Origin of the sequence: Pseudobacteroides cellulosolvens ATCC 35603 = DSM 2933 (genome assembly GCF_001262605.1) — a bacterium.
Classification (GTDB): Bacteria; Bacillota; Clostridia; order Acetivibrionales; family DSM-2933; genus Pseudobacteroides; species Pseudobacteroides cellulosolvens.
Genome location: NZ_LGTC01000001.1, coordinates 3,278,510 through 3,302,104 on the forward strand (window position 1 = coordinate 3,278,510; position 23,595 = coordinate 3,302,104).

Below are 23,595 nucleotides of genomic sequence, written 5' to 3' on the forward strand. Positions count from 1 at the left end.
GAACATAAATATCCTCTATCTCTTTTTCCGAAGACATGTATATCATTCCTTAAGCAGTAGCATACATACCACTTCCAAAAGTTATTGATGTATTTCCAGATGCATATAATGATGATGGCTGCAAATTCGTCGTCTGATTATCATAATTTGCTTTATCTGGCTTTGCCACTGCAGTCGCCTTCTTCCCCCCACCGCCGCTGCCAAAGAGGCTGTTCCAGCCTGATTCCAGGAAATTACCGGCATCCTCGATAAGTTCGCCTCCGGCATCAATTACTTTTCCCCCGAGATCGACAACACCATCAATTGCTTTTCCTCCGAGGTCAACAACTCCTTCAAGGGCCCATTTTACCCCTTCTTTAGCCCAGTCTTTAATTGACTTGCCATTTATAGTTAGCACCTCAGTTATTAAAACAATAGCTAAACCTACAACAATTCCTACAACAGCACCAACTATTGTACCAACAACAGGTATAGGTATACATGTACCAATAGCGGCACCTATCATCATTTCCGTGACCAAACCTGCAACAAGTGATGCCACATAAGTTGTTGCAATAGTACTGGCTATGCCCAATGCAGTATCGACAACAACATCTGCCGTTAATTGTTCCCAACCTTTATCCCAATCTTCCATAAAGTCAAAACCTATATCAATAACAATGCCAATGACTGCCAGTGCTTTTGCACTCTTTATAAGCTTGGTAAAAAAATTGCCCCCGCCTGTAAACAATGCCTTAAACTCAGTTCCTGCTCCTGTGAAAAAGGTCTTTAGATTTGCAAACGACTTTGCTTCATTGGCAGCTTCCCTAAGAGCGACCCTTAAAGCATTTTGGAATGCAGGCTTTATTCCAAGCGTTTCCGGTGCAATTCTGGGCAGTTCCTTTAGCAAATCATCCTGCAGTTCACTAAGCACAGCTTTAATCCTTAAGTTCTTATTAAGATTGCCTTTTACCTGTTTAAAAAGGTCATCAGCCTCATCCACATCCAAGCTTCTCAAAACGTTCATCTTAGCCCTGTTTAATGATGCCTTTAAACTATCTGAATGAACAATCCTATCAAGCAGTTCCCTGGTAACTCCCTCACCGGCACGTATCCCATATTTCAGTATTCTGGGCAATTCAACCCCAAGCTCCCTCAGCGTTGAATATTTACCGGTGACGATGAAATATTTTACTCCTTCATCAATATATTCTATTACCGACACAGCATATTTTGTGAACGGATAGGTCTTGAAGGTTCTGGTAGCAACTCTGATACTTGCAGAAATGCTCACCAGTGCATTTATAAAAAAGTTCACCGTATTACTGGGTGACTCGCTGAAAAAAGTTGGACTTATACCTAACTTCGTCCAGTCATAACCTGTTATTTTAATGTCTGGAAAGGCTAACGACAAACCATTGGACATGCAATTCATATTACCTGAAATATACGCCATTGGTACAATGCTTGAACCTTTTACCTTTCCAAGGGTTTTAACATTATTATATGTACTGGCATTCAATCGTCCAATATGTGATTTGCTGATACTGGAACTATTGATTGCCCTTTTAAACTGTGCAACTTCCTTACCTAATCTATCTGCAATATCCCTATCCGCATCGGATAAATCCCTTGCAATATTGTTGGATACCCTTGCAGCAGTATTTAAGAAATTGTATATTTGAGAAGCACCATCCGATGCTCTCCTTATATGCTCATAAACATTACCTTTGCTGGCAGTCTCCCAGTCTAGTTGCCAATATAACCTCTTTATCTCATTTGAAAGATTTTTAAATTTCTCTGAATGTAACTTAAGTTGCCTGGATAGATTGCTTAAATCATTCATGTTTACTGATAAAACAAAATTATCGGAAGACATATATGCCCCTCCCCACTAATAATCAAATTTATTAATCAATTTCAGGAAGAATATCCTTAATGGAATCCTTCTTCCCTTCATTATTCTCTTTATCTTTCTCTTCCTTATCTACTTCCTTCTTCGCAACTTCTTCCAGCGTTTCCAGACCATCCAACACATCATCAATGCTTATAGCCTGATCAGTTTTAACATTTGATCCTATATTATTACCACCCAAATCTACGTTATCTGTCTTTATTTCCGGAAGTTCTATATTAAGATCACCTAAATCATTATATTCATTATCCTTTTTATCTTTTTCATTAACATTAATATCTATATCAAGTTCACTGCAAATCAAATCAATTATGTCATTCATATTTGACTTGTTACTACTTAAAGTTCCAGTCATTCCCTTATTGAGGTTATTATCATCCTCATGACTTTTATTTCCCACATTGCTAAATCCCAGTGCACTATCCGCTTCTATGCTTTCAATGATGCTTATTGCATCCTTCTCCAGCTCAATTGTATCTGGATTATTTATTTCTTGTACCCCATTGACAATACCGAATTCAAAACTTCTTTCTTTTGACTTTAGCATTTCAATTATGACATCATCTGTCATATCAATTTCAAAATAATCTTCGTAAATATAGGAACCATCTATAAAAAGTTTTATGGTCCATTTTCCGCTTTGAAGGTTATTGTTTATTGTATCTATCCAAAACCAAAGTATATTTGGGGTTTGCTCTTCCCCTTCCGGAGTCCATAAAATATTTTCGCTCATCTCAAACACATTCATATCAGGCGTATACCAAACAACGCTAACTGTATGAATTCCCGTAACATTGGTAAATTCCAGCCTGCAAACCACCTTTTCATCCTGCATTGGAAAAAATAAACGAATATTGTTTTCATACTGCATCTCATTAATATCTGTTGCAAGTACGAAACTTTCAATGTTAACAGTATAATTGCTTGTATTTACCATACGCTCATTGTTTTCATCAATCACAATAACAGATGATAAAACATCCCAATCATTTGGTAAATATAAATTGGCTGTTGGGTCATTGAGTGTATACCTGTCATCTATCAAAAATCTATATTTGTATGTTCCCGGCTCAAGTTCCAATTCCATTGACCATAAACCGTCTGTGCCCTTATTCATTAAATGGGAGCTGCCATTCCAGTTATTGAAATCACCAATAACACTTATTTTTTTTATATCCATACCTTTGGCTTCTTTATAAGATAATGTAAGTTTCATAATATCTCCTTATCAGCCGTTTGATTCTTCAGGTTTCTTTTGAACAATGCTCTTTAATAAAATCTGAAACTTTTCTTCTTCTTCGTTTTTAAAGCCTGTGAATATAACCTCTGCAATATCCAAATGGTTAAACATATATGTGTAATCGGCAGAAATATTTCCTTCAGGATAGAGGCATCCCACATAATCCCAAAGCCTTCCGGTATCGGCTTGAAGCTGTTTACGTCCATAAATCATAAGCTTTTTATTTGCATTCTTTAAAAGAACAACAGAACCAATAGGTAAAAAGTCCTCCATAGCAACGCTCCTTATAACAAATTTCACTAAATATTATTCCTTTATAAATATATACCGGCATAAAGCCGGTATATTCAGATAACGAACTGTAAGAATAGTTATATAACTTTACAGTTCGTTATCTATAAAAGTTATGTACATTAAAATCAATTTCGTAAGCTAAGAAGATTATTTTGTTTCCAGCTTAATGTTTCTGGAAATATCCTCGTCAGCTTTTCTAAGAGCTTCTGCAACATTTTTGAGAGCTGTTGCCAAAGACTCAAGATACTCGTCCAGTTTCTTCTGAAGTTCATTTCTTAATCCTGTAAACTCCTGATGAAACTTGTCTGATGATGCACCAAGCCAAACGCTGTGTGTTTCATCAACTACTTTCTGAATTTCTCCCAGAAATATATTTGCATCTCCGCTTTTTGCTTTTAACTTTGAAGCCAACTGTTGTATCTCTTGTTGAGATACCTTAAGCATATCACCCATTTTTAAATCTCCTTCCAACTTTTATTTATTATTTCACTCAGGATCAAATACATATTAATCAATCCTGATGTAAAAACAACTGGTCCATAAAATTGATAACATCATCATCCTGGAAAAAATATGTCCTCAAAATAGAATTTAGAATACTTTCAACTACACTGCTTATTTTATCTTTTTTATAGCTGCAAACATTTATATATTCTTCCTCATCTGACGGTATCATCAATAATATGTTTTGATCACCTTCAAATATGGCAAATCCTTTTCCATCAAGCTCGTTATCCCCACCATTTTCCAAGGATAAAAAGGATGTCTTCACTGATGGCTTTGACAAAGTATTTGCAACAATCTCGGCGTAATCTTTATCAACACCTGAATCCTCAAGGGCTTTAACAGCTTCTTTTATTTGACTATCATCTTCTGCAGCAATAATTTTATCAAAAAGGGATTCAGTTATTCTAATATCAATGTCCATAGAGCTTGATTCACCCTCATCATTACCAGGTTCAATCAAAGGTATCAAACTATATATATCATTTCGGACATCCTCTGTAGTTCTCTTAAAAGAGATAAATATCTCATCATCATTTTCTGTCGCAGTCAGCATAATTACTGCAAAAAATGTAGCATAAAAAACTATCTTATCTGATTTATCTTCTGCAATTTTGTCAATAAGTATATATGCCTGTGCCTCTATACATGTATTTACAATTGCCAATATATTTTCGTCCAGTATTATATCACCGCTGTCAGAAGTCTTTAAATAATTTCTTTCTTCCAGCACTTTTTTTATATCGGCAAACTCACTGTCTATTTGTTCCTGTGTGTATATTAAAAAAGGGTCATCAATACCTATGATACTTTCTGCTCCAATTAAAGAACACAAAAATATCAACTCTTTCTTACTCAATGTTACATAATAATTTGATGCCTGGTCAACCATTACATTCTCCTGATGATATCATCTTTTTAGGAATATTTTAATCATGCATTAGTGCACATAAATATTCCTTTTTTCTATTATCTCAGAATTGGACTTGCTTCGCAATATACAAAATATTATACACATGTTTATATAAAACCTCATATATATTGCCTCTTTATTCCTCATCATTCTTGTATTTGGCAACCAATTGGTCTACCCAAGCCTTGAGAACGCTATTTTCAATCAATGCGGTCTTCATTCCGGTATGGCTTCCCTTGGCTATAAAGTAACCATCTCCAGGCTTCTTTTGCCTCTCTGTTGTACCGTATGGAAGTCTTATATTAAATATCTGCTGATCGTTTATAAATCCGAACAGCATACCTGCCTGCAGATCTTTGAGAGCCTTTGCAAAGCCCTCCCAACTGGAGTTGATATCCCCTACTGCTCCGCCAATTACTATACTTACTCCCAAATTACGGTCCTTTTTCAGTATTTGCTCGAAAAGATCCTTTACTCCAGAGCTTGCAATCTGCATAAACTCATTAAAGTCATCTATCAATATAACATTAAGCTGACGTCCCGAAAGGAATTCCTTCTCAGAAACCAATCCCCCTGAAGCCATTCGTGCTTCATTTAATTCTTCCTTCCGTTCATCCAACAAGCTCTTGATACTTTCAACAAATTCCGGCAGTTGTTCACCACTGTTGATATAGTTTTTCACATGGGGCAGCTTTGAAAGCGGGAACAGCCCATACGATGCCGAGTCAATTATATGGATTGCAAATTTCTCAGGTGAATTTCTCATGGCAAGAGTAATGGCCAAAATCTTCTGGAAATTGCTCTTCCCGCTCTGTATGTTACCTGTAATGAGTAATTGGGGAGTTGTTGCCAGATCCAAATATACCGGTTCCATATCATTATCCGAAAGCCCCGTAGGAACAATAAACATGCTGGTTGCAAGAGCCTTTTTAACATCGCTCCTTACAAGCAGTTCCCTGAAGTATACCGTTTCAGGCATAATCGGAATTTGCTTTGCCTTGGCTCCTTGCCACGCTGCATCAAATTCTTTGATTAATGCTTTTAAGTTTATTGATCTCTCCAACTCGTTTTCACCATCTACCGCCAAAGCTGTCTGGTATTCCAACGGAGAGTTGGCCTTTACAAGACCACGGCCAATATTTGGTGACGGTTCAAGACCGTTGGTCCGACCCACAATACTTGTATAATCAGCTTTATCCGCCATTTGAAGTGCCAAAGCCATTTTAAAGTTTGCACTGAGCTTAAACCTTATGGCATTAGCTGTTGAAGCAGTTATCACAACATGAATTCCAATATTTCCTCCCTCTCTTGTAATCTGAACAAGAGATTCTTCAACACTTGGATAAAGCTCTGATAATGCAGAAATATTATCAATCAGTATAACTATTGCAGAAAGCTTTTCACCTGTAGCCTGCCTGTATGAATACAGACTGCTTATACCCTTATCTGCAAACTGCTTTTTGCGGTTATCAAGTTCTCTGAATATAAACTTTATGAATTTATCCAGTTTTTCGCTCTCATCCATCATTATGACTCCGCCGCAGTGGGGCATGTCGGAGAATATGCTTAACGTCCTGCTTCCAAAGTCCATAAAGTATATATTGACTTCTTCCGGTGTATAGGAAAGAGCCAGTGATGCAGCCAATGTCTGCAGCAATGTTGTTTTACCGTATCCGGGAGAACCGTATACCAGAAGGTGCCCTTCCTTTCCCAGATCTATTTTTAAAGGGTACTGTGTCTGCTTTTCAGGATCGTCAACAAGTCCAATTATAGGACAAATCCATTCCTCAGAAGGAATCCATCCTCTGCCGTTCCAGCCATGCCCATCCTTTTCCAGCAGTTCCTTTAATACAATTTTCTCCGGCATAGGCGGCATCCATGGTCCGTTCAGTCTTACTATGTTATTTTTTTCTGCTTCGCCGCTAAGGTGCCTTACAAGTACCTGAAGCTGGGTGTATTCCTTTTTAGGCCTCTGAATTGAGGCACTGGAATAAAGCTTACGTCGAGCACCATTTATATCCACTTCATAAATTTCATTAATATCATCATCCCTCTCAGATGCTTCAGGGTCATAGTCGGCACCGCTCCAAGCCGACTGAAAAAGTTCAAATATCTCGTTGTTACCAACCTGAATGTATGCTCTACCCGGTTGTTTGATGTCCGCAGCATCAGGCTTCTTGATTACCTCCTGACTGTCTCGTGCATCCTGAACCTTCAAACAAAGCTTAAACCTGGAGTTACTCCATATCTGCTCATCTACAATACCTGCAGGCTTCTGTGTTGCCAAAATCAAATGAACACCAAGGCTTCGACCAACTCTGGCAGCACTTACAAGCTCTCTCATAAACTCCGGCTGATCACTTTTTAATTCCGCAAACTCGTCCGCAATTATGATAAGGTGCGGTAATGGCTCTTTGGCCTTGCCGCTTCTATAAAGCTTTTGATAGCTGTCAATATGATTAACGCCATAGTCTCCGAAAATAGTCTGTCTTCTTTTAAGCTCACTTTTTATGGATACAAGGGCACGGTTGATCTGGTTACCTCCCAGGTTGGTAATTGTACCAACAAGATGGGGAAGATCTATAAATGCATTTGCCATACCTCCACCTTTGTAGTCTATCAAAACAAAGGCCACTTCATGGGGATGGTAATTGATAGCCATGGATATAATAAGGGATTGAAGAATTTCACTCTTACCTGAACCTGTTGTTCCCGCTACAAGACCATGGGGACCATGAACCTTTTCATGGAGATCAAGCTGTATTTTTTCTCCGCCAATTCTGATACCCAAAGGGGCTGCTAGCGACTTATATGGCATATTTTCCTGCCAGTTGGTCTTCACATCAAGCTCCGTCACTTCCCTGACGCCCAATAGCTCCATCATCGTAACCCTGTTTGGAAGATTGCCCGCCATAACCATCTGCTTCATCCTTATTGGTGCCATTCTTCTTGCAAATAGATCGGAATCTTTAATGCTCACCTTGTCAGGGGTAAACTCACTCTTTACAGTCTCAGCTGCCCTTTCTATCATTTCAGCTGTCTTGGAATTGAAATCCAAAATTACATGACAATCCTTAGGTAAAAACTCCATCCTATCGAACATGTATATGGTCGACACTCCCAGGTGCTGGCAGTTGTGAGCAAGATAAGTCATGATGGCCTCATTCTCCAGGAGCCTTATATCTCCCAAAAGGAATACAAAATGAGGAAGCTGGATTGAGTTTATGTGTTTGTCTTTATCTCCTGCTCTAAACTCTCTTTCTTTAATTATGTCGTAGAACATGGAAAAAATATTGTGGACAGACTCCCTATCCTTTGCCATAAACCTCATCTGCCTTGAATCATCCCATACATGAGGAAGCCACCTCATCCACTCCCATTCACATTCTTCCTCCTTTGAATATACGGCAATAATCTTTACCTCTTCATAGAAGTGATGTGCTGCAAGCTGCATAACAAGTGCCCTGATGTTATTCAATGCCTCCTGCCTTATTCCTATGTAGCCGCATGTCCCCATTTGATAAAGGGGCAGGCTGACAGGGATATTGTTAATATAAGAAAATTCTTCTACCAGTTTCTGAGGTTCCAAACTCAGGTTATCCGTCTCTATACTGATACGCTGCTCAGGTGCCCTTATCTTAAGCCTAAGAGGCGTTTTTCCCATACCAATCCTTGGTGCCATAAAATCACTATACTGTATGGTTCGTTCCCAAAGCCTGCGGTCGATTGACTGTACTCTTCTAATACACTCTTTTATGTCAGGATGAATAAGCTGTGTGCCATTTCTCTGCTGTTCCCTTGCAAATTCCAGCTCTTTTCTTTTTTCATGAAGATGCTGTAGATACTTTTCATTTCTGGTTTTATCGTCTTTTTTAAATTTTTTAACCTGCAAATTATAGTTTAAAATGGATATTCCCAGTGTTCCAACAGTCATAACAAGTGAAATATACATATAGTTTGACTTCATGAACATTCCCGATATGACTGTAGTAGTTGCCATAAGTGCAGGAGGCAGCAGTATCATCGGCCATGAAACCTGCGGCTTTGATGATATGGATGGCGGACTTGATATCTCAATTTCCCCTTTGGGCATTTCAGGTATCAATCTGGGCGGTCTCTGAAAATATGGGTATTGGGGTTTTTCTGCAACACTTTCCTCCCTGATCTGCTCAATATCTTTTACCTGCACTCCCTTTCCAGCATTGCACAACACTAGATAATCCTGAGTGAATATGATTTTATTCCCGCATATATGAATAATGTCACCAGGCTTAATCTGGCCTTCGTAAGTTCTCTTCCCATTTAAATATGTGCCGTTGGAACTTTTCAAGTCACGTACAAAATACTCCCCATTATCTGCCTGATAAATCTTGGCATGCTCGTTTGAAACAAGCTGATCCGAATAGATTATATGATTTTTCTGGGATTTGCCTATTTTTATTTCCTGAATTGACTTAGTGCTGAATTTTTTTTCAATATTGTATAAAGGATTCTTATTTTTCACCATAATCGCAGCCATGGACGAAGTAGACTTAAAGCTGCTTATTATAAATACATCTCCCTCTTCAACAGCTTTTTCCGACACTTTTTTCCCGTTATACGACAAACCTGATTTACTCAGGTTATATATATTAATATCAGTACCTTCCGCTTTTATAACAGCATGCCTGCTTTCAACTACAGGGCTTTTTAAGACAATATCATTAAGTTCGTCACTTCCGATAGAAATCTGATTGTTGTTAAACCCTGAGAGTTCAACCTCTCTGAAAAAATCATCGAAATAAATATGCAGGACTATATCCTCAAACATTTTATCTCCCCCATGAACTACATTAAAAGTGCTATAATCTTACATTGATCCTTAGCTACTTTCAATAAATTTTATAATTTCATAATAACTTATACATTGTCAGCTGTAAAGTTTTTTACTTTGCCCTCCGTTTATGTATTGATTGCGACACAATTCCCATTAATGGTATGTATTTCATTATATATATACTTAAAAACAGGTCTTGTAAAAGATTTTTTGATGAATTAGAATTGAATTGTATGATTAAATTGGTCGTTAAATGCATTTTTGTGACATTTATCGGAATTGTTACTTTAATATATATAGATTCATAGAACTAATTATTTGGGGGTCATTACAATTTTAAAAATACATATTATTGCAGGAAGCAGCTGCGAACTTCTTTCGCAGATACTTAGCAAACACGAAGAAATTAATATTGTCGGATATGACAAGACAATTGACGATGCTATAAACACTTTACAAAATACATATAGGAGTATAGATGAAGTCCTTCTTATCGACCAGGGAATTACCGGCAATTTATCAGATTTTGAAACGGTTTTGAAAAGCTTTAAGGAGTTATTATATGGTCCCTTAAGGGATGTTGAGTTCAAATTTGTTACAAAAGAACCTCAATACCATCAGGCTTTCAATCAAACAGTGGGCAATGAAAGAAAGTTCAAGGCATATTTTATTGATAAAATAAAAATTCCTGCCTCTACTTTAATTGATATTTGCCTTGAAAGGCTTAAGTCCAATGATCCAGTTACTATGGGCAATAATGAACTCAATGGAGCTTCCGAACAGCCTAAAAAGAAGAAAGGCTTCCCATTCTTCGGCAGAAGGTCCGATCCAACCCCAGCTCAGAGAGAACCTAACAATCAGGCATTTTCCAGGATTTCTGACAACCAACCTCAGGACTACCAGTACCAAGAAAAAACAATTTCCATGATTATGCCCTCTAATATGAGCAGGGCTATTGCAATTACCGGCCACAGAGGCTCAGGAGTCACCAGTACTGCTGCAAACCTGGCGGTAGAGTCGAGTTCACAGGGTTTAAGAACACTGCTTATAGATCTGGATACCTGCTTCAGGGGACAAAACCTATACTTCAACAAGTTTGGGGACGAAGTGGATATAAATCCCGACTTGGCAGCATCGCTTATAAAGTGCCTCTTAAAGCCCGACTCATATAATATTAACTCCTGTAGGATTAATGAAAATCTGTCTCTTATTACATTGGCGTATTCAATTGACAGCAAAGATAAGCTTTTTGAGTTTATTACTCCAAAGAGAGTATTAAATCTAGTTACTATGCTTAAACCTAAATTCAATACAGTTATACTTGATATTCCTTTAGAATTTCTGGCAGAGTGCTATGAGCTTCTCATTCATTTGGACAGCATTGGTTTATGTGCTAACAACAGCATGTATTCCATTATAAATTCAGCCAAAATGGTAGGTGACTCATTTGAAAGTGAAGATCTGTCAGTGTTCCACATGAAGACAAAGTTGGTAATTACAAAATTTAACGAAAACAACAAACATCAAAATAAAAAACTTACACCGGAGTTTACCTGTGACATATTAAATGATATAGGCGAGATAATGGACACAGGAATCCATTGTGCCGGCATTGTGCCTTATACAAGGGAATTTGATCTACAGATTGATTCGGGTAAAAAGCTGTGCACTACAAGCAAGGAATACAATACCCACTATCTAGGAATATTGAAAAATCTATTATAAATAAATGAAAAGCCATTAATCTTTTTAAGGACATATTTGTGGAGGAAAGCATGAAAATCAATAGTGTAAAAAACATCAAACCCGGAAGCCAGCTTCCCAAAAAAATATTTGCAATATTGCTGAGTATCTCGGTAGTTGCAGGAGCCTATTATATTTTAAATAATGCAGGAAAGGATGCAAGAAACACCATAGATATAGTAAGGGTAAAAAGCAGAGATGGCATTCCTGCCAAATCATTGATAACAAAAGATATGCTGGAGAAGTACTCAATAATCAAAAAAGAGTACACATCGGATATGCTTACATATGACAAAATTGACAAAGTTATAAACAAGTATTCCCTTTATTACATTCGCAACAAATCCTTTCTTTATGAAGATCAGCTTACAGATGAAAAGCCTTTGAAAAATGAATGGCTTTATGAAATGGACAAGGATAAGGAAGTACTCACAATGCCCTATGATTACATAAAATGCGGCGGTGATATTCTAGTCCCTGGAGACCTTGTAAGGGTCAGAGTTGCTTATGCAACAACCCAAACACAAACAGTTGCCGGAACAGCACTAAATCCAGGCTATGAAAGTGAAAAAACCGTGCGTAAAACCGACGTTGTGCTTGACAGCATAAAGGTTCGTGACCAGTTAAACTCAAGCGGACATTCAGTATATGAGGTTTATAAGGAGGTAATGAAGCTAAGTCCTGAGCAAAGGCAGGAAGCTATGAAAAGCAGGGATTTCATGGAGAAAATAACTGCAAAGGCACTTGTACTGGAAGTAACCTCCGACCAGGTGAAAAAATATGCACATTACAGCGGTGTAAAGGACGCAACATTCCTCATCACCCTCCTCAGCAGAAAGGACAATAAAAACATACTTGATGAAACAACTGCAATTACAAAGGAGATGCAATCATGGATGATGGAAGAAAACTAGACATAAGAGAGCAGCTTGGAAAACTATCCCCTAAGGAAAGAATATTCGAGGAGCTTGACAGAGCATCCCTTCAAGAAAATATATATGGTTTCATTCCTGCAAGTGACTGCACAGATACTTCCCTATTAATAGTAAATTTAGGAGTTATGCTGGCGGAAAAGGGTAAAAGCGTCTGCATATTTGATGCAAAGGTTTTTTATCCAAGCATATATAAGTTGGCAGACTGCGACGCAAATCCTAAGGGAAAGGGACTTTTGCAGATTATAAAGAGCGATAAGACAGATGTAAGGGATGCAGTCACAAACACAAGGTATAAAAACCTATACATAATGACATCAAGCCCTTCCGATCCTATGGAAGAGTACTTTGATATCAGGGAAGAAGATGTTGAGAGAATTATCGCATCACTAAAGGATATGTTTGACATAGTATTAATTGATATTCCCAATTTACCGCCCCTTGAGTTCTGCTATGTTTCCATGAAATGCTCCAATATGGGCTTTGTTGTATGGAGTGAGCGTATTGAATGCCCCCAGAACACCAGCAGACTAATGCATTTTATGAACTCAATCGGCATAGGCACCTCCAAGTTTGCTAACATAATTGTGAATAATGAAGCGGGCTTAAATTATGATTTAAAAATTATTGAGGATATGAACTTAAGACTTATCACCCGACTTCCCTTTGTACCGAGCGTCGTTGACTATTCCTTGGAAGGAAAGGTTTATGTGACCAAAAGCGTACTCATGGATAGAAGGTATAGCAAGGGAATAAACATTTTAGCCAGTATTATTAAGTAACAAATGACTAGTGATATTAATTTTAATCATTTTTCAATAAATAACGTTAAGATATGAGGTGGATTAACAGTGCTTACGAGAAGTATAGTTAGTGAAAAACAAATGAAATCCAAATTCACTAATAAAAGTATCTCATCTAGTGCTCTTACGGTTATTACCTTTGAGGAATCCGTTAAGCAGTGCCAGTCATATATAAATAAAGTAGCAACCAATTATTATCGTCAGGTGGAAGATGTCAAGGAAAAAAGAGAACTGACGGTAAAGTACATAATAGATTATGTTGAGACAGAAAAACCTGATGTGGAAGGATATAACGATTTAGGAACTCTTCGGGAAGATTTGATTGAGGAAATAACTCAATACGGTCCCATAACAGATGCAATGGAAGATCCTGAAATTGATGAGGTTCGTGCAAACGGCCCCGATCAGATTTTTGTTGAAAAGCACGGTAAAACCGAGTATTGGCCAAAAAATTTCAACGACAAAGAGCATATGGAGAAAATTATTACAAAGCTTATCAGGGCATCCAAGGTCAGGCTTACGCCTAAGACTCCCATAGTCAATGCCCGTACTATTGACGGATCAAGGGTTAACGCAACTCATGCCTCAATCTCCCCCTATGGAAACCCTGCTTTTGTTGTAAGAAAGTTTAAAAAATCCTCCATAACCCCACAGGAGATGTTGGGTTATCAGTCCTTTTCAGTCAATATGCTAAGGCTGCTTTCACTGATACCCAAGGCTGATTTATCATGGATGACTGTTGGTCCTACAGGCAGTGGTAAAACTACTTTAAACGAAATGCTTGTCCGGCAGATAGACCCATTAAGCCGTATAATTACAATAGAAAACCCTTCCGAGCTCAGGCTCTTAAGGTATAAAAACAACGACCCTCTGGATAAGGTAATAAATGATGTACTTCAATATGAATCTGTTTCAGAGGATATGGATGATGCAAGTGTAGCCACCATGGAGAATCTTCTGGTAAATTCAATGAGGCAGTCACCTCACTGGATCGGTCCCGGTGAATTGAGAGCCCCAAACGAGTTTACTACAGCTCTGCGTGCTGCACAAACAGGGCACTATCTGTTTACAACACTGCACTCCGAAGGTGATCAAGAGGCCATATTCAGGTTCCTCACCGCATACCTAAGTGCTTCAAATGAGCCTGCCGAACTGGCACTGAGAAATATCTGTGCTGCTATTAAATTTATAATTTTTGTAGAAAAACTGGCTGACGGCTCAAGAAAAATCACTTCGATCTCAGAAGTAAGAGGAGCTAAGGGCCTTATGCCTGAAGTTCATCAGATTTATAAATTTGAGTGTACCGATGTAGAAGAGGACCCTCATACAAACAAAGTAGTCAGAATAATCGGAAAGCATAAGAGAGTAGGTACAATTTCCAAATTTCTCGAGGAAAAAATGATAAAATCAGGTATCAAGAGAAGCAGATTCGAGTTCCTGACACGGCCTGTAACTCCTAACGAGGAGGAGGAATACGACATTGATGGTATATTATCTGATATTTAGTTTTATTGTTCTGGTATCAATAATATTTGTTTTGTATATATTCAGGTTTAATCCTTTAAATGTATTAAGCGATCTATTTCAAAGGCTTTTGCAGTGGGTAGCTTCATACAATACCAGAAGGACAATAGAGAGGCTTAAAAGAAACAAAATTATAAAAGAAAAAAAAGGCATTATACCAAAATACAATGCTTTGGCTGAAGGCCTTATTGAGGATTACAACCTCCCTCTTACATTGGAAGGATTCAACACGTTTATAACCATTTTATTTATCATTTTCATTCTTACAGCCTTTGTGCTGTTTAAGAATATGACAATGTCCATACTGGTTTCTGCATCAATGCTTGTTGCTGCCTTTACTTACTTCATGATGCAGTCAAGAATTGCAGAGTCAACAAAAATGGAAGCAATCATGGATGCGGAGGATTTGCTGTGCCCATTGGCAAAAGACGGAGTTTTGGTTGCCGTAAAAAAAGTCCTTGAGTCCAGAGATTATTTAAGCCCTCAGATCAGACAATATTTCGTTCAGTTTGTAGACAACTGCGAAAACCATGGCTATACATTCAAACGTGCTATGGAAGTCCTTAACAGGCAGTTAGGACCCAAATTTGACAACTTTGCCGAAAAGGCAATCATATTTGAATATAATGAGCGAAAAGGTATGGCTGATATTTTCCTTGATATTGTTGATGAAAACGCTGCACTGCGTGAAATAAATGCCAGAAAGAATAGAATTTTCAGACAGATGAACAGAGAGTTTATAATAAAGTCAGCCCTTATTGTATTATTTGTAATGTATTCTATGACAGGGGATACTCTAAGGGATTTTATGCTGTCAACAAGCATTGGAAGATCAATAAACGGTCTTGCCATTATTACCATATGCTTAAGCTTTGCAAGGTGTCAGTATCTTCAAAGGGATATAAGCATCAAAAAAGAATTTAAGGGGGGCGAATAATGTTACTTATAGCACGCCTGCTTGCAATTATAGCTATAATTTATTTGTCTTTCACCCTGGTTTTTGCTATTGTTAAGCCTGTCAGCAATAAACGCAAAAAGAATACAAGGGATTTTCTCAACCAGGCAAAAAGGCAGGCTAAAAAGGAAAAGTTTTATTACATACGTGATGTTGTCCTTAGACGATTTACCAATAGAATGCTTCTTGGTGAAATGAAAAGGAGCGAGTTTAAAGAGCTTATCATGCGACTTGACCTTAAAACTACTCCCGAGGAAATAAGGGCCAAGCAAATTGTTCTGGCACTTTTGGCGTTATTAGCTGCAATACTGGTAATACAATTAAATCCTCTGATCGGCTATTTATCGCTGTTAGGGCCAATAATTGCCTGGATGTATCCGGTTGATGACCTTGAGAAAAAGATAGAGCAAAAAAACAAAAACATAATGTTTGATTTTCCATCGTTCTACAGTATGCTTTATTACCAGTATTCAAAGTCAGTGCACATATATCTGGCTGATGCTGTAAGGGACTTCCTGCCAAATGCAAATCCCGATATGGCTGAAGAACTTGGAATATTGATCGATAATATTGAATACGGCGAGGAATATGCACTTAAGCAATTGAAAAAGAGGGTGCCCTTAAGATACATAATCAAATTTTGTGATATAATGCAGATAAGGTTAAACGGTTATGACAATACATCACAGATGGCATACTTAAAGCAAGAGCTCCATGACTTGAGGCTTCAGACTTTGGAGGACGAGCTAAAGTCAAGAGAGGCAAAAAATATCCGCACCCAGTTTGCTTTGATTCTTGTATTGACCGTGTATGTTGTGATATATTTCTACTATCAGTTTATTGATGCAACAAGATTGTTTAAGTAGATTCAACTTTGATTGTCGTCGTGAAAAATTATAGTGTAGTATACATTATAATTTACTAGACATATATAAATTTATAGGAAAAATTTTGGAGGTCAAAAATGGATAAATCTTTTAAAACCAGATTAAAAAATTACTTAAAAAGCGATGATGGCTTCGGCATAAAGGAAATTGCCGTTGCATTAGGTTCCATAGTTATCGTTGGACTTATCATAACAGCCGTTAAAGGTGACTTATTGACTTCATGGCTAAAGGATATATGGGGCTGGATAACTACATTTATTCAAGATAATATAACAAAATAATGGTATGTTTTATTTAATGCGGTTTTCGGAGGCCACAAATGAAAGCTATAGCTAATTCCATATTAGCAACCATACTGGTTTCAATATTTATAATAACCTTTACCAATTTTATAATGCTGTTCCCATGGTACCTGACACTGGTTTTTGAAACCATGAATTTATCCTCTGATGTTGCAACTGTTAATGGAGTAACAAAGAATATGGTGGATAATGTTATTTTGGATCTAGAGGACAAGCCGCTTTTTAAACGCAAAATGTCCGATCTTAAGATATTTATAAGTCATTCCGATTCGGATAATGATGTGGAAGTACAAAAAGCAGTTTTTTCAGATGATAAAGAAGTTAAACACAGAAGGCAGCGTGGCAAGAAGATCAAGGTGGGTATTGAAGCTGTATTCCCCTTTGATATTAAAGTTTTTGGAAATACATATTCATACCAGATTCCAATCAGGTTTAATCTGTCTACAATTGGGGTACGGTATTATAAAGACCTTGAGGGAGATCCTTTTTCTCTTCAGGGATCAAATACACAGCAGGGGGCAACACAATAATGAAATTCGTTTCTTTTCTTTTAGCGGGTGTATTCTTCTTTACAATACTCTTAAATCCTTTTGTTGAACTGTTTAGCCAGTTTATTGACAAATGCAGCATAGGAGCAGCACTTAAAACATCATGCCGTACTGCTCTTATTAACTCTGCCAATATAAATTCTCTCAGGGATGTCCAAAGCAAGCTGGACATAGAAGTCTTCAAGGAAAAATTCAGGGAGAACTTCTGCTACAGCCTTAATCTTAAGCAAAAATCCCCCGTAAATCCAAATACCTTTGTGTCTATAGACGGTAAATATAATAATTTTAATGTCTATATAGAAAAGATAGATGAAGATGAATGTGAGATAGAAGTTACTACCGCTTATAAATTTAAAACAAATCTTTTCAAACGTTTCTTCAATAGTGTTGCGGAAAACGATCCGACATACATTGTTATAAAGAGACGTCAGATACTATCGGTAGAAAACTGATTATGCGTTTTTTATGGACTGCCGTATAACCCGCCCTTTAATATCTCAAAATATTCCTTCATTTCATTAAAAACATCTTCCAAGTTCATCATGCTTTTTTCTGGATCTCTTTTAAACATGTTGATATACTTGGCATTAATCCCATCCATACACAGCATTACCAGTTCTACAGCCTTATTCTTGTTTATACCTTCTCTGAACTTTGTTTTGTCTATATCTTGAAGAAGCAGGGGCATGTTTTGATCATAAATTTTCTGATATCTATCCAAAACTTCACCTTTCAGTTCGTCCGGTATACTTATAAATGCTTCCATAATTAGCTTGGATACTACGGGAAGCTCATAATATACCTTCAATTTTCCAAACCCGTAATATATAATTTTATCTATCAAATCCCTGGGAACATTTAAATCCAGGCTGTAAAATTTCTGTGTAAATAGTTCTACGGCATAATCAAGTATATATAGATAAAGGTTTTTCTTATTGCCAAAGTAATGAAACAGTATACCTTTAGATATTCCTGCATTTTTAACAATAGTATTGGTAGAAGCCTTCTCATAGCCGTTCTGTGCAAATTCTTCCATGCAGGCATCAATAATAAGTTTTCTTTTATCCTCAGGAAGGCCTTCAAAAGTACTATTCAAAAGTATATCACTCCCTCTTGCAGATTGCTTTTTTGTGGGTTTGTATTAAATGCGATAAATTTATTGTATTTTCTGCCGCCAAATGCCTGGCTTATTAACACTTTTAATATATTATACAGAAATGTTCTTACGATTGTACACCACATATGTCAGTACAACAGATAATATTATAACTATAATCATAATCGCCAGATATACAGAATCTATTAAATTTTTATCAACAATATTTGACGGGTTTACATACTTAAATGGGGTAATATACTTTAGGTTAGCAAGCTTATCGGACACTGCCGACGCAATATTAACAAAGAATGTTCCTAATACTGCCCCAAATACTACCGGATATATTGCTTTAGCCTTTGTCACAAATATGGAAATGAATAGTCCCACAGCAGCAAAAGTCAGTTGCAGCAGGTAAAATCCCAAATGGAGGAGTATAAATGTTTCCATAGAATAGTCTGATTTCTTTATCGCCTCAAATGTGATAAAATCAACAACACCGAATATAACATTAAGCAAAGTTATATAGAATAGTACCGTCATAATCTTTTGAGTAATTATACCATTCCTGGTAACAGGCTTTGCCAGCAAAAACTCTATAGTCTTCTCATTCTCTTCCCTAGAAATTATGCTTGAGCCTAAAATCATTGCATAGGCTGCACCAAAAAGCATTATATATAAAAATATATAGGCGAAATAGTCAAGTATTTGTCCAAAATTCAGCTTATCCATTCCAAGACCTTCTAACAATTCCTTAGGAAATTTCTTCATCAATTCCTGATATTCCCTAGATTGGTTAGCAAAGGTAGGATACATAAGCATCATACCCACATTGGATAAAACAAGGCACAAGGTCCATATAATAAAGCCTTTTCTGTTCCTTTTAAGCTCCCTTAAGAATATAGTCATATCAATCACTCCTTTTAAGATGTTTTAATAAATAAATTACCATTAGGACTCATAATAGTGCATAAATATTTCTTCCAGTGACGGTTCTTCCAGCCAAAGGTTATCAATCTCCAAAAGTGCAAGCTTTTTCAAAAGATCATTAATATCACCGCTGTAAAGAAACTGAATGTTGTTATCATTTCGTTCCAGGTTTCTCATTCCCGGAACTGCCAGGATATCATCCTTATTCTTAAGTTCTACCATTACTTTCCTGTGTTTTTCTCCTCTTAATCTATCTATTGTCTCCACCTTTAGCATCCTGCCTTCTTTCACTATGGCCACCCTGTTACACATCTTCTGCACTTCACTTAAAATGTGAGATGAAAAGAAAATGGTAACTCCTTTTTTGTTTTCATACTTTAATATATCAAAAAATCTGTTCTGCATTAAAGGATCCAATCCTCCTGTTGGTTCATCCAGTATAAGGAGCTTGGGCTCATGGAGCAGCGACTGTATAACAGCAACCTTCTTTTTATTCCCGTAAGACAAAGAGTCAATTTTTTTATTAAGGTCCAGCTCAAGTATTTCACTTAATTCATTTATTCTTTTTGTGCAATCCTTTCTGTAAAACTTTGCAGAATACAAAAGCAAATCCCTGACATTCATATCGTCATAATAATTGACCTCGGACGGCAGATATCCTATGTTCATCTTGATCCTGGCCTGGTCTTTTAAGCAGTCCATACCAAGTATCTTTGCATTCCCGCTATCAGGAAATATGAAAGCCAGCAATGTTCTTATAGTTGTGGACTTACCAGCCCCGTTAGGACCTATAAATCCAAATACTTCTCCTTCTTTTACTTCCAAATTAACATCAATTATGCCCCTTGATTTGCCATAGTATTTTGTTAAATTTTCAATTTCAATTGCATTCATATTTGTCCCTCCTTGCATTGACTAGATGGTCAATTCATTTCCTTAATTATACACCCTATTGACCATGTAGTCAACAGGGTGTATTTATGAGAAATATTATTTGATTAACATACCAATAACACCATTTGCTTTATTTAATGGAAAAACTCCGTGATCAGCTGCTCTTGCATCTTCAATTGAGTAAAATGCATTGGAATTACACTGGTTTATAATAGATATAACATTATCCTTATCCTTTCGGCGTACTATGGTATAAACGATTTTCACATCACCTGTTACTCCTTTTGCACCTACTACAGTAACTCCATAGCCTGATGATGACAACCGCTCAACTAGCTTACATTCGTCCTTTACAAGAATCACTCTGATCACAAGAATTCCAATTGCAAGCTTTTCCTCTATAATAAGCCCAATAAATGTGCCCATTGCAAAACCGCCTGCATAAGCCAGATAACAAAAAATATTACTTAGGTTCTGCATAATCTGGCTAATAGCAACCAACCAAATAAACACCTCAAAAAACCCAAGAAACGGTGCAATAAACTTTTTGCCCCTTGATACAAAAATGATTCGCATTGTGCCAATGGATACATCAAATATTCTTGAAATAAAAATTAATAACGGCAAAACAACCCAGTTAAATAAATCATGGTCTATCATCGGTAATATACTCATAAAACCTCCAATTCTTTTTGCAGCTACTATGATTATCATAATCCAAAAAAAATCAGTTATAAAGCTGTAACCTTTTCCAGTTATTTTGTGATTGTTTTCCGTCCAAATATTTTCTTGTAAATGGAGCTTAGAGAAAACAATGTCCCTGAAGCCCTTGTTGAAAATGCCTTGACCAAATGAGGCAAGTTACTGAATTGATCCGGGCTGTCATTTATAAGGTATGTCCATGTTGACGAAGGCCCCGTCAGACCTTCCTTCTCCATATCTATACCGTCCTTTGTTATTTCCACCCTTTCAAAGGTGCTTACTATATCATTTTCAATATCCCCAAGCATTTCACTGAAAGCTTCTATAGCAATCTTATGAAATTCGTCCATAGGATTTTTTCTTCCCATTACTACCAAATGAATGCTCTCTCTTGTATAATTCATATATTCAAGATACTCAGCCCAGTGTTTGTTGATAAAGAATAATGTGAGCTGCTTTTCCACCTCATACATGGTCTTTTCACCATACTTAACCAATACTTCATCATACTTTTCAGGGGATTTTTCTTTTAGAATCTTAAGCTGTGCCTTATCCTGTAAGATATCCTGCCTCTTGCTGCAAACAATTTTTCTTTGTTCCTCTATTATGAAGGAATACTTTAAAAGCTGCCTTCTCACATCGGAATTATAGCCTTCCACAGTCCTCTGACCTCTGTTTAACTCATTATTCACAGTGGAATTATTAAAGGGCTTGTTTTTATCTTCAGGATACAGCTGCAAGGGCACCAGCTTTGTCAAATCATATTTCACCATAAGGTCATCTTCCAGGCTGATAAACAACCGGCTTTTACCAGGGTCTCCCTGTCTGCCGGCCCTACCCTTTAACTGATTGTCAATCCTTCTGCTCTCATTTTTGCCGGTACCTATAACATACAGCCCTCCGGCTGCAATTATTTCGTCCCTTCTTTCCCCATTCTCACCGCCAAGCTTTATGTCAACACCACGTCCCGCCATGTTGGTAGAAACTGTAACAGCTCCGTACATACCTGATTTTGCAACGATTTCTGCCTCCATCTCATCATTCTTGGCATTTAGAACATTAGCCTCAATACCTACACTATGAAGCTCTTTATAAAGCCTCTCCGATTCTTCAACACTTCCTGTTCCGATCAATACAGGCTGCCCTTTTTCATGAGCCTTTCTGATTTCCGCTATAATGGCATTTTTCTTAGCTTCCTTGCTTACAAATATCATATCAGAGCAGTCTTTCCTTATGCATGGCTTATTGGTAGGTACAACTACCACATCTACACCATAGAATTCGTGAAATTCATTGGCTGACGTCTTGGCTGTACCTGTCATACCTGCTATTCTTGGATAAAGATTAATGAAATGCTGGAGTGCAATCTGCGACATTATAATTCCCCTGGACTTTTTATTAAGGGCTTCTTTTGCTTCAACCGCTGCCTGAATGTTATCCGGCCAGTGCCTTTTATCTGCAACACGGCCTGTAAACTCATCCACCAATTCAATTTTTCCATCCCTGACAATGTAATCCCTATCTCTTTTTAAAAGTGCCTCTGCAAAAAGTGCACTGTTCACTTGCGTAAGCAGCTTGAGATTTGGCTCCTCATATAAATTGGAACACCCAAGAAGCCTCTCCACTCTACAAAGTCCAAAATCCGTCAGATAAACATTTGATCCATTCTGGTCAATAGCATAATCAGTGCCTCTTATAAGCTCTTTTGCCAATGCAGAAAGTCTAGCAAGGTCATTTTCCTCTCCCTCCTGGCTTCCTGCTATAACAAGGGGTATTCTTGCTTCATCAATCAGGATTGAGTCCGCTTCGTCTACAATTGCATAGTTAAACCCTCTATGAACCAGATTTTCCTCTCTGATACAAAGGAAATCCTTCAGGTAGTCAAATCCTGCCTCCTTGGCAGTGACATAAGTAATATCCATCCTGTAGGCATTTTGCCTATCCTTAATGCTCATTCCCTCTTTTATATAGCCTACCGTAACTCCAAGAAAATCATATATTGGCTTCATCCATTCCATGTCCCTGTGAACCAGATAATCATTAAATGTTAATATATGAACACCTTTACCTGTTAATGAATTAAGGTATGCAGGAAGAACAGCAGCAAGGGTTTTTCCTTCTCCCGTCTGCATTTCAACCATTTTACCTTCATGCAATGCTATACCTGCAATAAGCTGTACATCATAATGCCTCATTCCAAGGGTCCTATGCGATACTTCACGGCCTAATGCATAAGCCTCTACAAGGACATCATCTAAAGATGTGCCATCCTTGACTTTTTTTCTTATTTCAATGGCCATATTTCTAAGATCACTTTCACTTTTATCACTCAAGCTTATTTTATTTATTTCTTCAACAATGCTGTTATAATGGTCTATGTTGTAACTAACAGGGATGTGCATTCCCTGTATCTTCTTTCCTATTTGTGACAATTTATTAAACATAAAAGTACCTCCTTAGTTAATCACGTTTACATAAGGTATTGCAAAAATGAACTATATGTTTTTCAATAATCATTTCACACCTTTTATTGCGACGATCGGTCATCAATAATTTGTTATGGATTAATAAGGCGCCTATTTTGGATTTTAATATTTTTGAAGAGAATAATAATCAGA

General features: G+C 37.3%; 20 protein-coding genes. 9 read left to right on the forward strand and 11 right to left on the reverse strand.

Annotated features, from left to right (window positions below):
• Positions 1–49: 49 nt before the first annotated feature.
• The 6 genes from Bccel_RS13335 to essC form a co-directional block, all read right to left on the reverse strand.
• Positions 50–1,858 (reverse strand): hypothetical protein, encoded by a 1,809-nt coding sequence (locus tag Bccel_RS13335; protein ID WP_036944553.1) that lies wholly within the window; start codon positions 1,856–1,858, stop codon positions 50–52.
• Positions 1,859–1,889: 31 nt separating this feature from the next.
• Positions 1,890–3,110 (reverse strand): early set domain-containing protein, encoded by a 1,221-nt coding sequence (locus tag Bccel_RS13340; protein ID WP_050753439.1) that lies wholly within the window; start codon positions 3,108–3,110, stop codon positions 1,890–1,892.
• Between the two features lie 12 nt (positions 3,111–3,122).
• Positions 3,123–3,407 (reverse strand): DUF4176 domain-containing protein, encoded by a 285-nt coding sequence (locus Bccel_RS13345; RefSeq protein WP_036944555.1) that lies wholly within the window; start codon positions 3,405–3,407, stop codon positions 3,123–3,125.
• 168 nt (positions 3,408–3,575) lie between these two features.
• Positions 3,576–3,881 carry a WXG100 family type VII secretion target gene (locus tag Bccel_RS13350; RefSeq protein WP_036944556.1) on the reverse strand — a complete coding sequence of 102 codons (306 nt, stop codon included), beginning with the start codon at positions 3,879–3,881 and terminating at the stop codon, positions 3,576–3,578.
• A 58-nt stretch (positions 3,882–3,939) separates the two neighbouring features.
• Positions 3,940–4,824: a hypothetical protein gene (locus Bccel_RS13355; protein WP_036944557.1), complete on the reverse strand. Its 885-nt coding sequence runs from the start codon at positions 4,822–4,824 to the stop codon at positions 3,940–3,942.
• 157 nt (positions 4,825–4,981) lie between these two features.
• Positions 4,982–9,655 (reverse strand): type VII secretion protein EssC, encoded by a 4,674-nt coding sequence (gene essC, locus Bccel_RS13360; protein WP_036944559.1) that lies wholly within the window; start codon positions 9,653–9,655, stop codon positions 4,982–4,984.
• A 324-nt stretch (positions 9,656–9,979) separates the two neighbouring features.
• Here essC and Bccel_RS13365 point away from each other — a divergent pair, with 324 nt between their 5' ends.
• The 9 genes from Bccel_RS13365 (at position 9,980) to Bccel_RS13405 (ending at position 17,807) form a co-directional block, all read left to right on the forward strand.
• Positions 9,980–11,386 carry a nucleotide-binding protein gene (locus Bccel_RS13365; protein WP_050753440.1) on the forward strand — a complete coding sequence of 469 codons (1,407 nt, stop codon included), beginning with the start codon at positions 9,980–9,982 and terminating at the stop codon, positions 11,384–11,386.
• A gap of 50 nt (positions 11,387–11,436) precedes the next feature.
• Positions 11,437–12,318, forward strand: a complete 882-nt coding sequence (locus Bccel_RS13370; RefSeq protein ID WP_036944560.1) for a CpaB family protein — start codon at positions 11,437–11,439, stop codon at positions 12,316–12,318.
• Positions 12,297–13,118: a MinD/ParA family ATP-binding protein gene (locus tag Bccel_RS13375; protein ID WP_036944562.1), complete on the forward strand. Its 822-nt coding sequence runs from the start codon at positions 12,297–12,299 to the stop codon at positions 13,116–13,118. The genes Bccel_RS13370 and Bccel_RS13375 overlap by 22 nt, the downstream gene beginning before the upstream one ends.
• Before the next feature lie 69 nt (positions 13,119–13,187).
• Positions 13,188–14,645, forward strand: a complete 1,458-nt coding sequence (locus tag Bccel_RS13380; RefSeq protein ID WP_036944563.1) for an ATPase, T2SS/T4P/T4SS family — start codon at positions 13,188–13,190, stop codon at positions 14,643–14,645.
• Entirely contained in the window at positions 14,620–15,600 is a 981-nt protein-coding gene (locus tag Bccel_RS13385; RefSeq protein ID WP_457920569.1) for a hypothetical protein, read from the forward strand. Before Bccel_RS13380 ends, Bccel_RS13385 begins: the two co-directional genes overlap by 26 nt.
• Positions 15,600–16,484 (forward strand): hypothetical protein, encoded by an 885-nt coding sequence (locus Bccel_RS13390; protein WP_036944565.1) that lies wholly within the window; start codon positions 15,600–15,602, stop codon positions 16,482–16,484. The genes Bccel_RS13385 and Bccel_RS13390 overlap by 1 nt, the downstream gene beginning before the upstream one ends.
• A 98-nt stretch (positions 16,485–16,582) precedes the next feature.
• A complete protein-coding gene (locus Bccel_RS13395; protein ID WP_036944567.1) occupies positions 16,583–16,786 on the forward strand; it encodes a hypothetical protein in 204 nt (67 codons plus the stop codon).
• A 38-nt stretch (positions 16,787–16,824) separates the two neighbouring features.
• On the forward strand, positions 16,825–17,337 hold the full coding sequence (locus Bccel_RS13400; RefSeq protein ID WP_036944568.1) for a hypothetical protein: 513 nt from the start codon (positions 16,825–16,827) through the stop codon (positions 17,335–17,337).
• Complete coding sequence (locus tag Bccel_RS13405) at positions 17,337–17,807, forward strand: hypothetical protein (protein ID WP_036944570.1); 471 nt, start codon at positions 17,337–17,339, stop codon at positions 17,805–17,807. The genes Bccel_RS13400 and Bccel_RS13405 overlap by 1 nt, the downstream gene beginning before the upstream one ends.
• 11 nt (positions 17,808–17,818) lie before the next feature.
• On the opposite strand, the gene Bccel_RS13410 is transcribed toward Bccel_RS13405, so the two are convergent.
• The 5 genes from Bccel_RS13410 to secA2 form a co-directional block, all read right to left on the reverse strand.
• The gene (locus tag Bccel_RS13410; RefSeq protein WP_036944572.1) at positions 17,819–18,451 is read right to left on the reverse strand and encodes a TetR/AcrR family transcriptional regulator; all 633 of its coding nucleotides are present in this window, start codon (positions 18,449–18,451) and stop codon (positions 17,819–17,821) included.
• 111 nt (positions 18,452–18,562) lie between these two features.
• The gene (locus Bccel_RS13415) at positions 18,563–19,360 is read right to left on the reverse strand and encodes an ABC transporter permease subunit (protein WP_036944573.1); all 798 of its coding nucleotides are present in this window, start codon (positions 19,358–19,360) and stop codon (positions 18,563–18,565) included.
• A gap of 42 nt (positions 19,361–19,402) precedes the next feature.
• Positions 19,403–20,275 carry an ABC transporter ATP-binding protein gene (locus Bccel_RS13420; RefSeq protein WP_036944574.1) on the reverse strand — a complete coding sequence of 291 codons (873 nt, stop codon included), beginning with the start codon at positions 20,273–20,275 and terminating at the stop codon, positions 19,403–19,405.
• Positions 20,276–20,371: 96 nt separating this feature from the next.
• Positions 20,372–20,950, reverse strand: a complete 579-nt coding sequence (locus Bccel_RS13425; RefSeq protein ID WP_036944576.1) for a DUF2179 domain-containing protein — start codon at positions 20,948–20,950, stop codon at positions 20,372–20,374.
• Between the two features lie 80 nt (positions 20,951–21,030).
• The gene (gene secA2 / locus Bccel_RS13430; protein ID WP_036944577.1) at positions 21,031–23,421 is read right to left on the reverse strand and encodes an accessory Sec system translocase SecA2; all 2,391 of its coding nucleotides are present in this window, start codon (positions 23,419–23,421) and stop codon (positions 21,031–21,033) included.
• Positions 23,422–23,595 lie beyond the last annotated feature (174 nt).

What these genes read in the sequence shown, in the direction of transcription:
- Bccel_RS13335 (WP_036944553.1), bottom strand. Translation starts at nt 1,858, where the DNA reads ATGTCTTCCGATAATTTTGTTTTATCAGTAAACATGAATGATTTAAGC.
- Bccel_RS13340 (WP_050753439.1), bottom strand. Translation starts at nt 3,110, where the DNA reads ATGAAACTTACATTATCTTATAAAGAAGCCAAAGGTATGGATATAAAA.
- Bccel_RS13345 (WP_036944555.1), bottom strand. Translation starts at nt 3,407, where the DNA reads ATGGAGGACTTTTTACCTATTGGTTCTGTTGTTCTTTTAAAGAATGCA.
- Bccel_RS13350 (WP_036944556.1), bottom strand. Translation starts at nt 3,881, where the DNA reads ATGGGTGATATGCTTAAGGTATCTCAACAAGAGATACAACAGTTGGCT.
- Bccel_RS13355 (WP_036944557.1), bottom strand. Translation starts at nt 4,824, where the DNA reads ATGGTTGACCAGGCATCAAATTATTATGTAACATTGAGTAAGAAAGAG.
- essC (WP_036944559.1), bottom strand. Translation starts at nt 9,655, where the DNA reads ATGTTTGAGGATATAGTCCTGCATATTTATTTCGATGATTTTTTCAGA.
- Bccel_RS13370 (WP_036944560.1), top strand. Translation starts at nt 11,437, where the DNA reads ATGAAAATCAATAGTGTAAAAAACATCAAACCCGGAAGCCAGCTTCCC.
- Bccel_RS13375 (WP_036944562.1), top strand. Translation starts at nt 12,297, where the DNA reads ATGGATGATGGAAGAAAACTAGACATAAGAGAGCAGCTTGGAAAACTA.
- Bccel_RS13390 (WP_036944565.1), top strand. Translation starts at nt 15,600, where the DNA reads ATGTTACTTATAGCACGCCTGCTTGCAATTATAGCTATAATTTATTTG.
- Bccel_RS13395 (WP_036944567.1), top strand. Translation starts at nt 16,583, where the DNA reads ATGGATAAATCTTTTAAAACCAGATTAAAAAATTACTTAAAAAGCGAT.
- Bccel_RS13400 (WP_036944568.1), top strand. Translation starts at nt 16,825, where the DNA reads ATGAAAGCTATAGCTAATTCCATATTAGCAACCATACTGGTTTCAATA.
- Bccel_RS13405 (WP_036944570.1), top strand. Translation starts at nt 17,337, where the DNA reads ATGAAATTCGTTTCTTTTCTTTTAGCGGGTGTATTCTTCTTTACAATA.
- Bccel_RS13415 (WP_036944573.1), bottom strand. Translation starts at nt 19,360, where the DNA reads ATGACTATATTCTTAAGGGAGCTTAAAAGGAACAGAAAAGGCTTTATT.
- Bccel_RS13420 (WP_036944574.1), bottom strand. Translation starts at nt 20,275, where the DNA reads ATGAATGCAATTGAAATTGAAAATTTAACAAAATACTATGGCAAATCA.
- Bccel_RS13425 (WP_036944576.1), bottom strand. Translation starts at nt 20,950, where the DNA reads ATGAGTATATTACCGATGATAGACCATGATTTATTTAACTGGGTTGTT.
- secA2 (WP_036944577.1), bottom strand. Translation starts at nt 23,421, where the DNA reads ATGTTTAATAAATTGTCACAAATAGGAAAGAAGATACAGGGAATGCAC.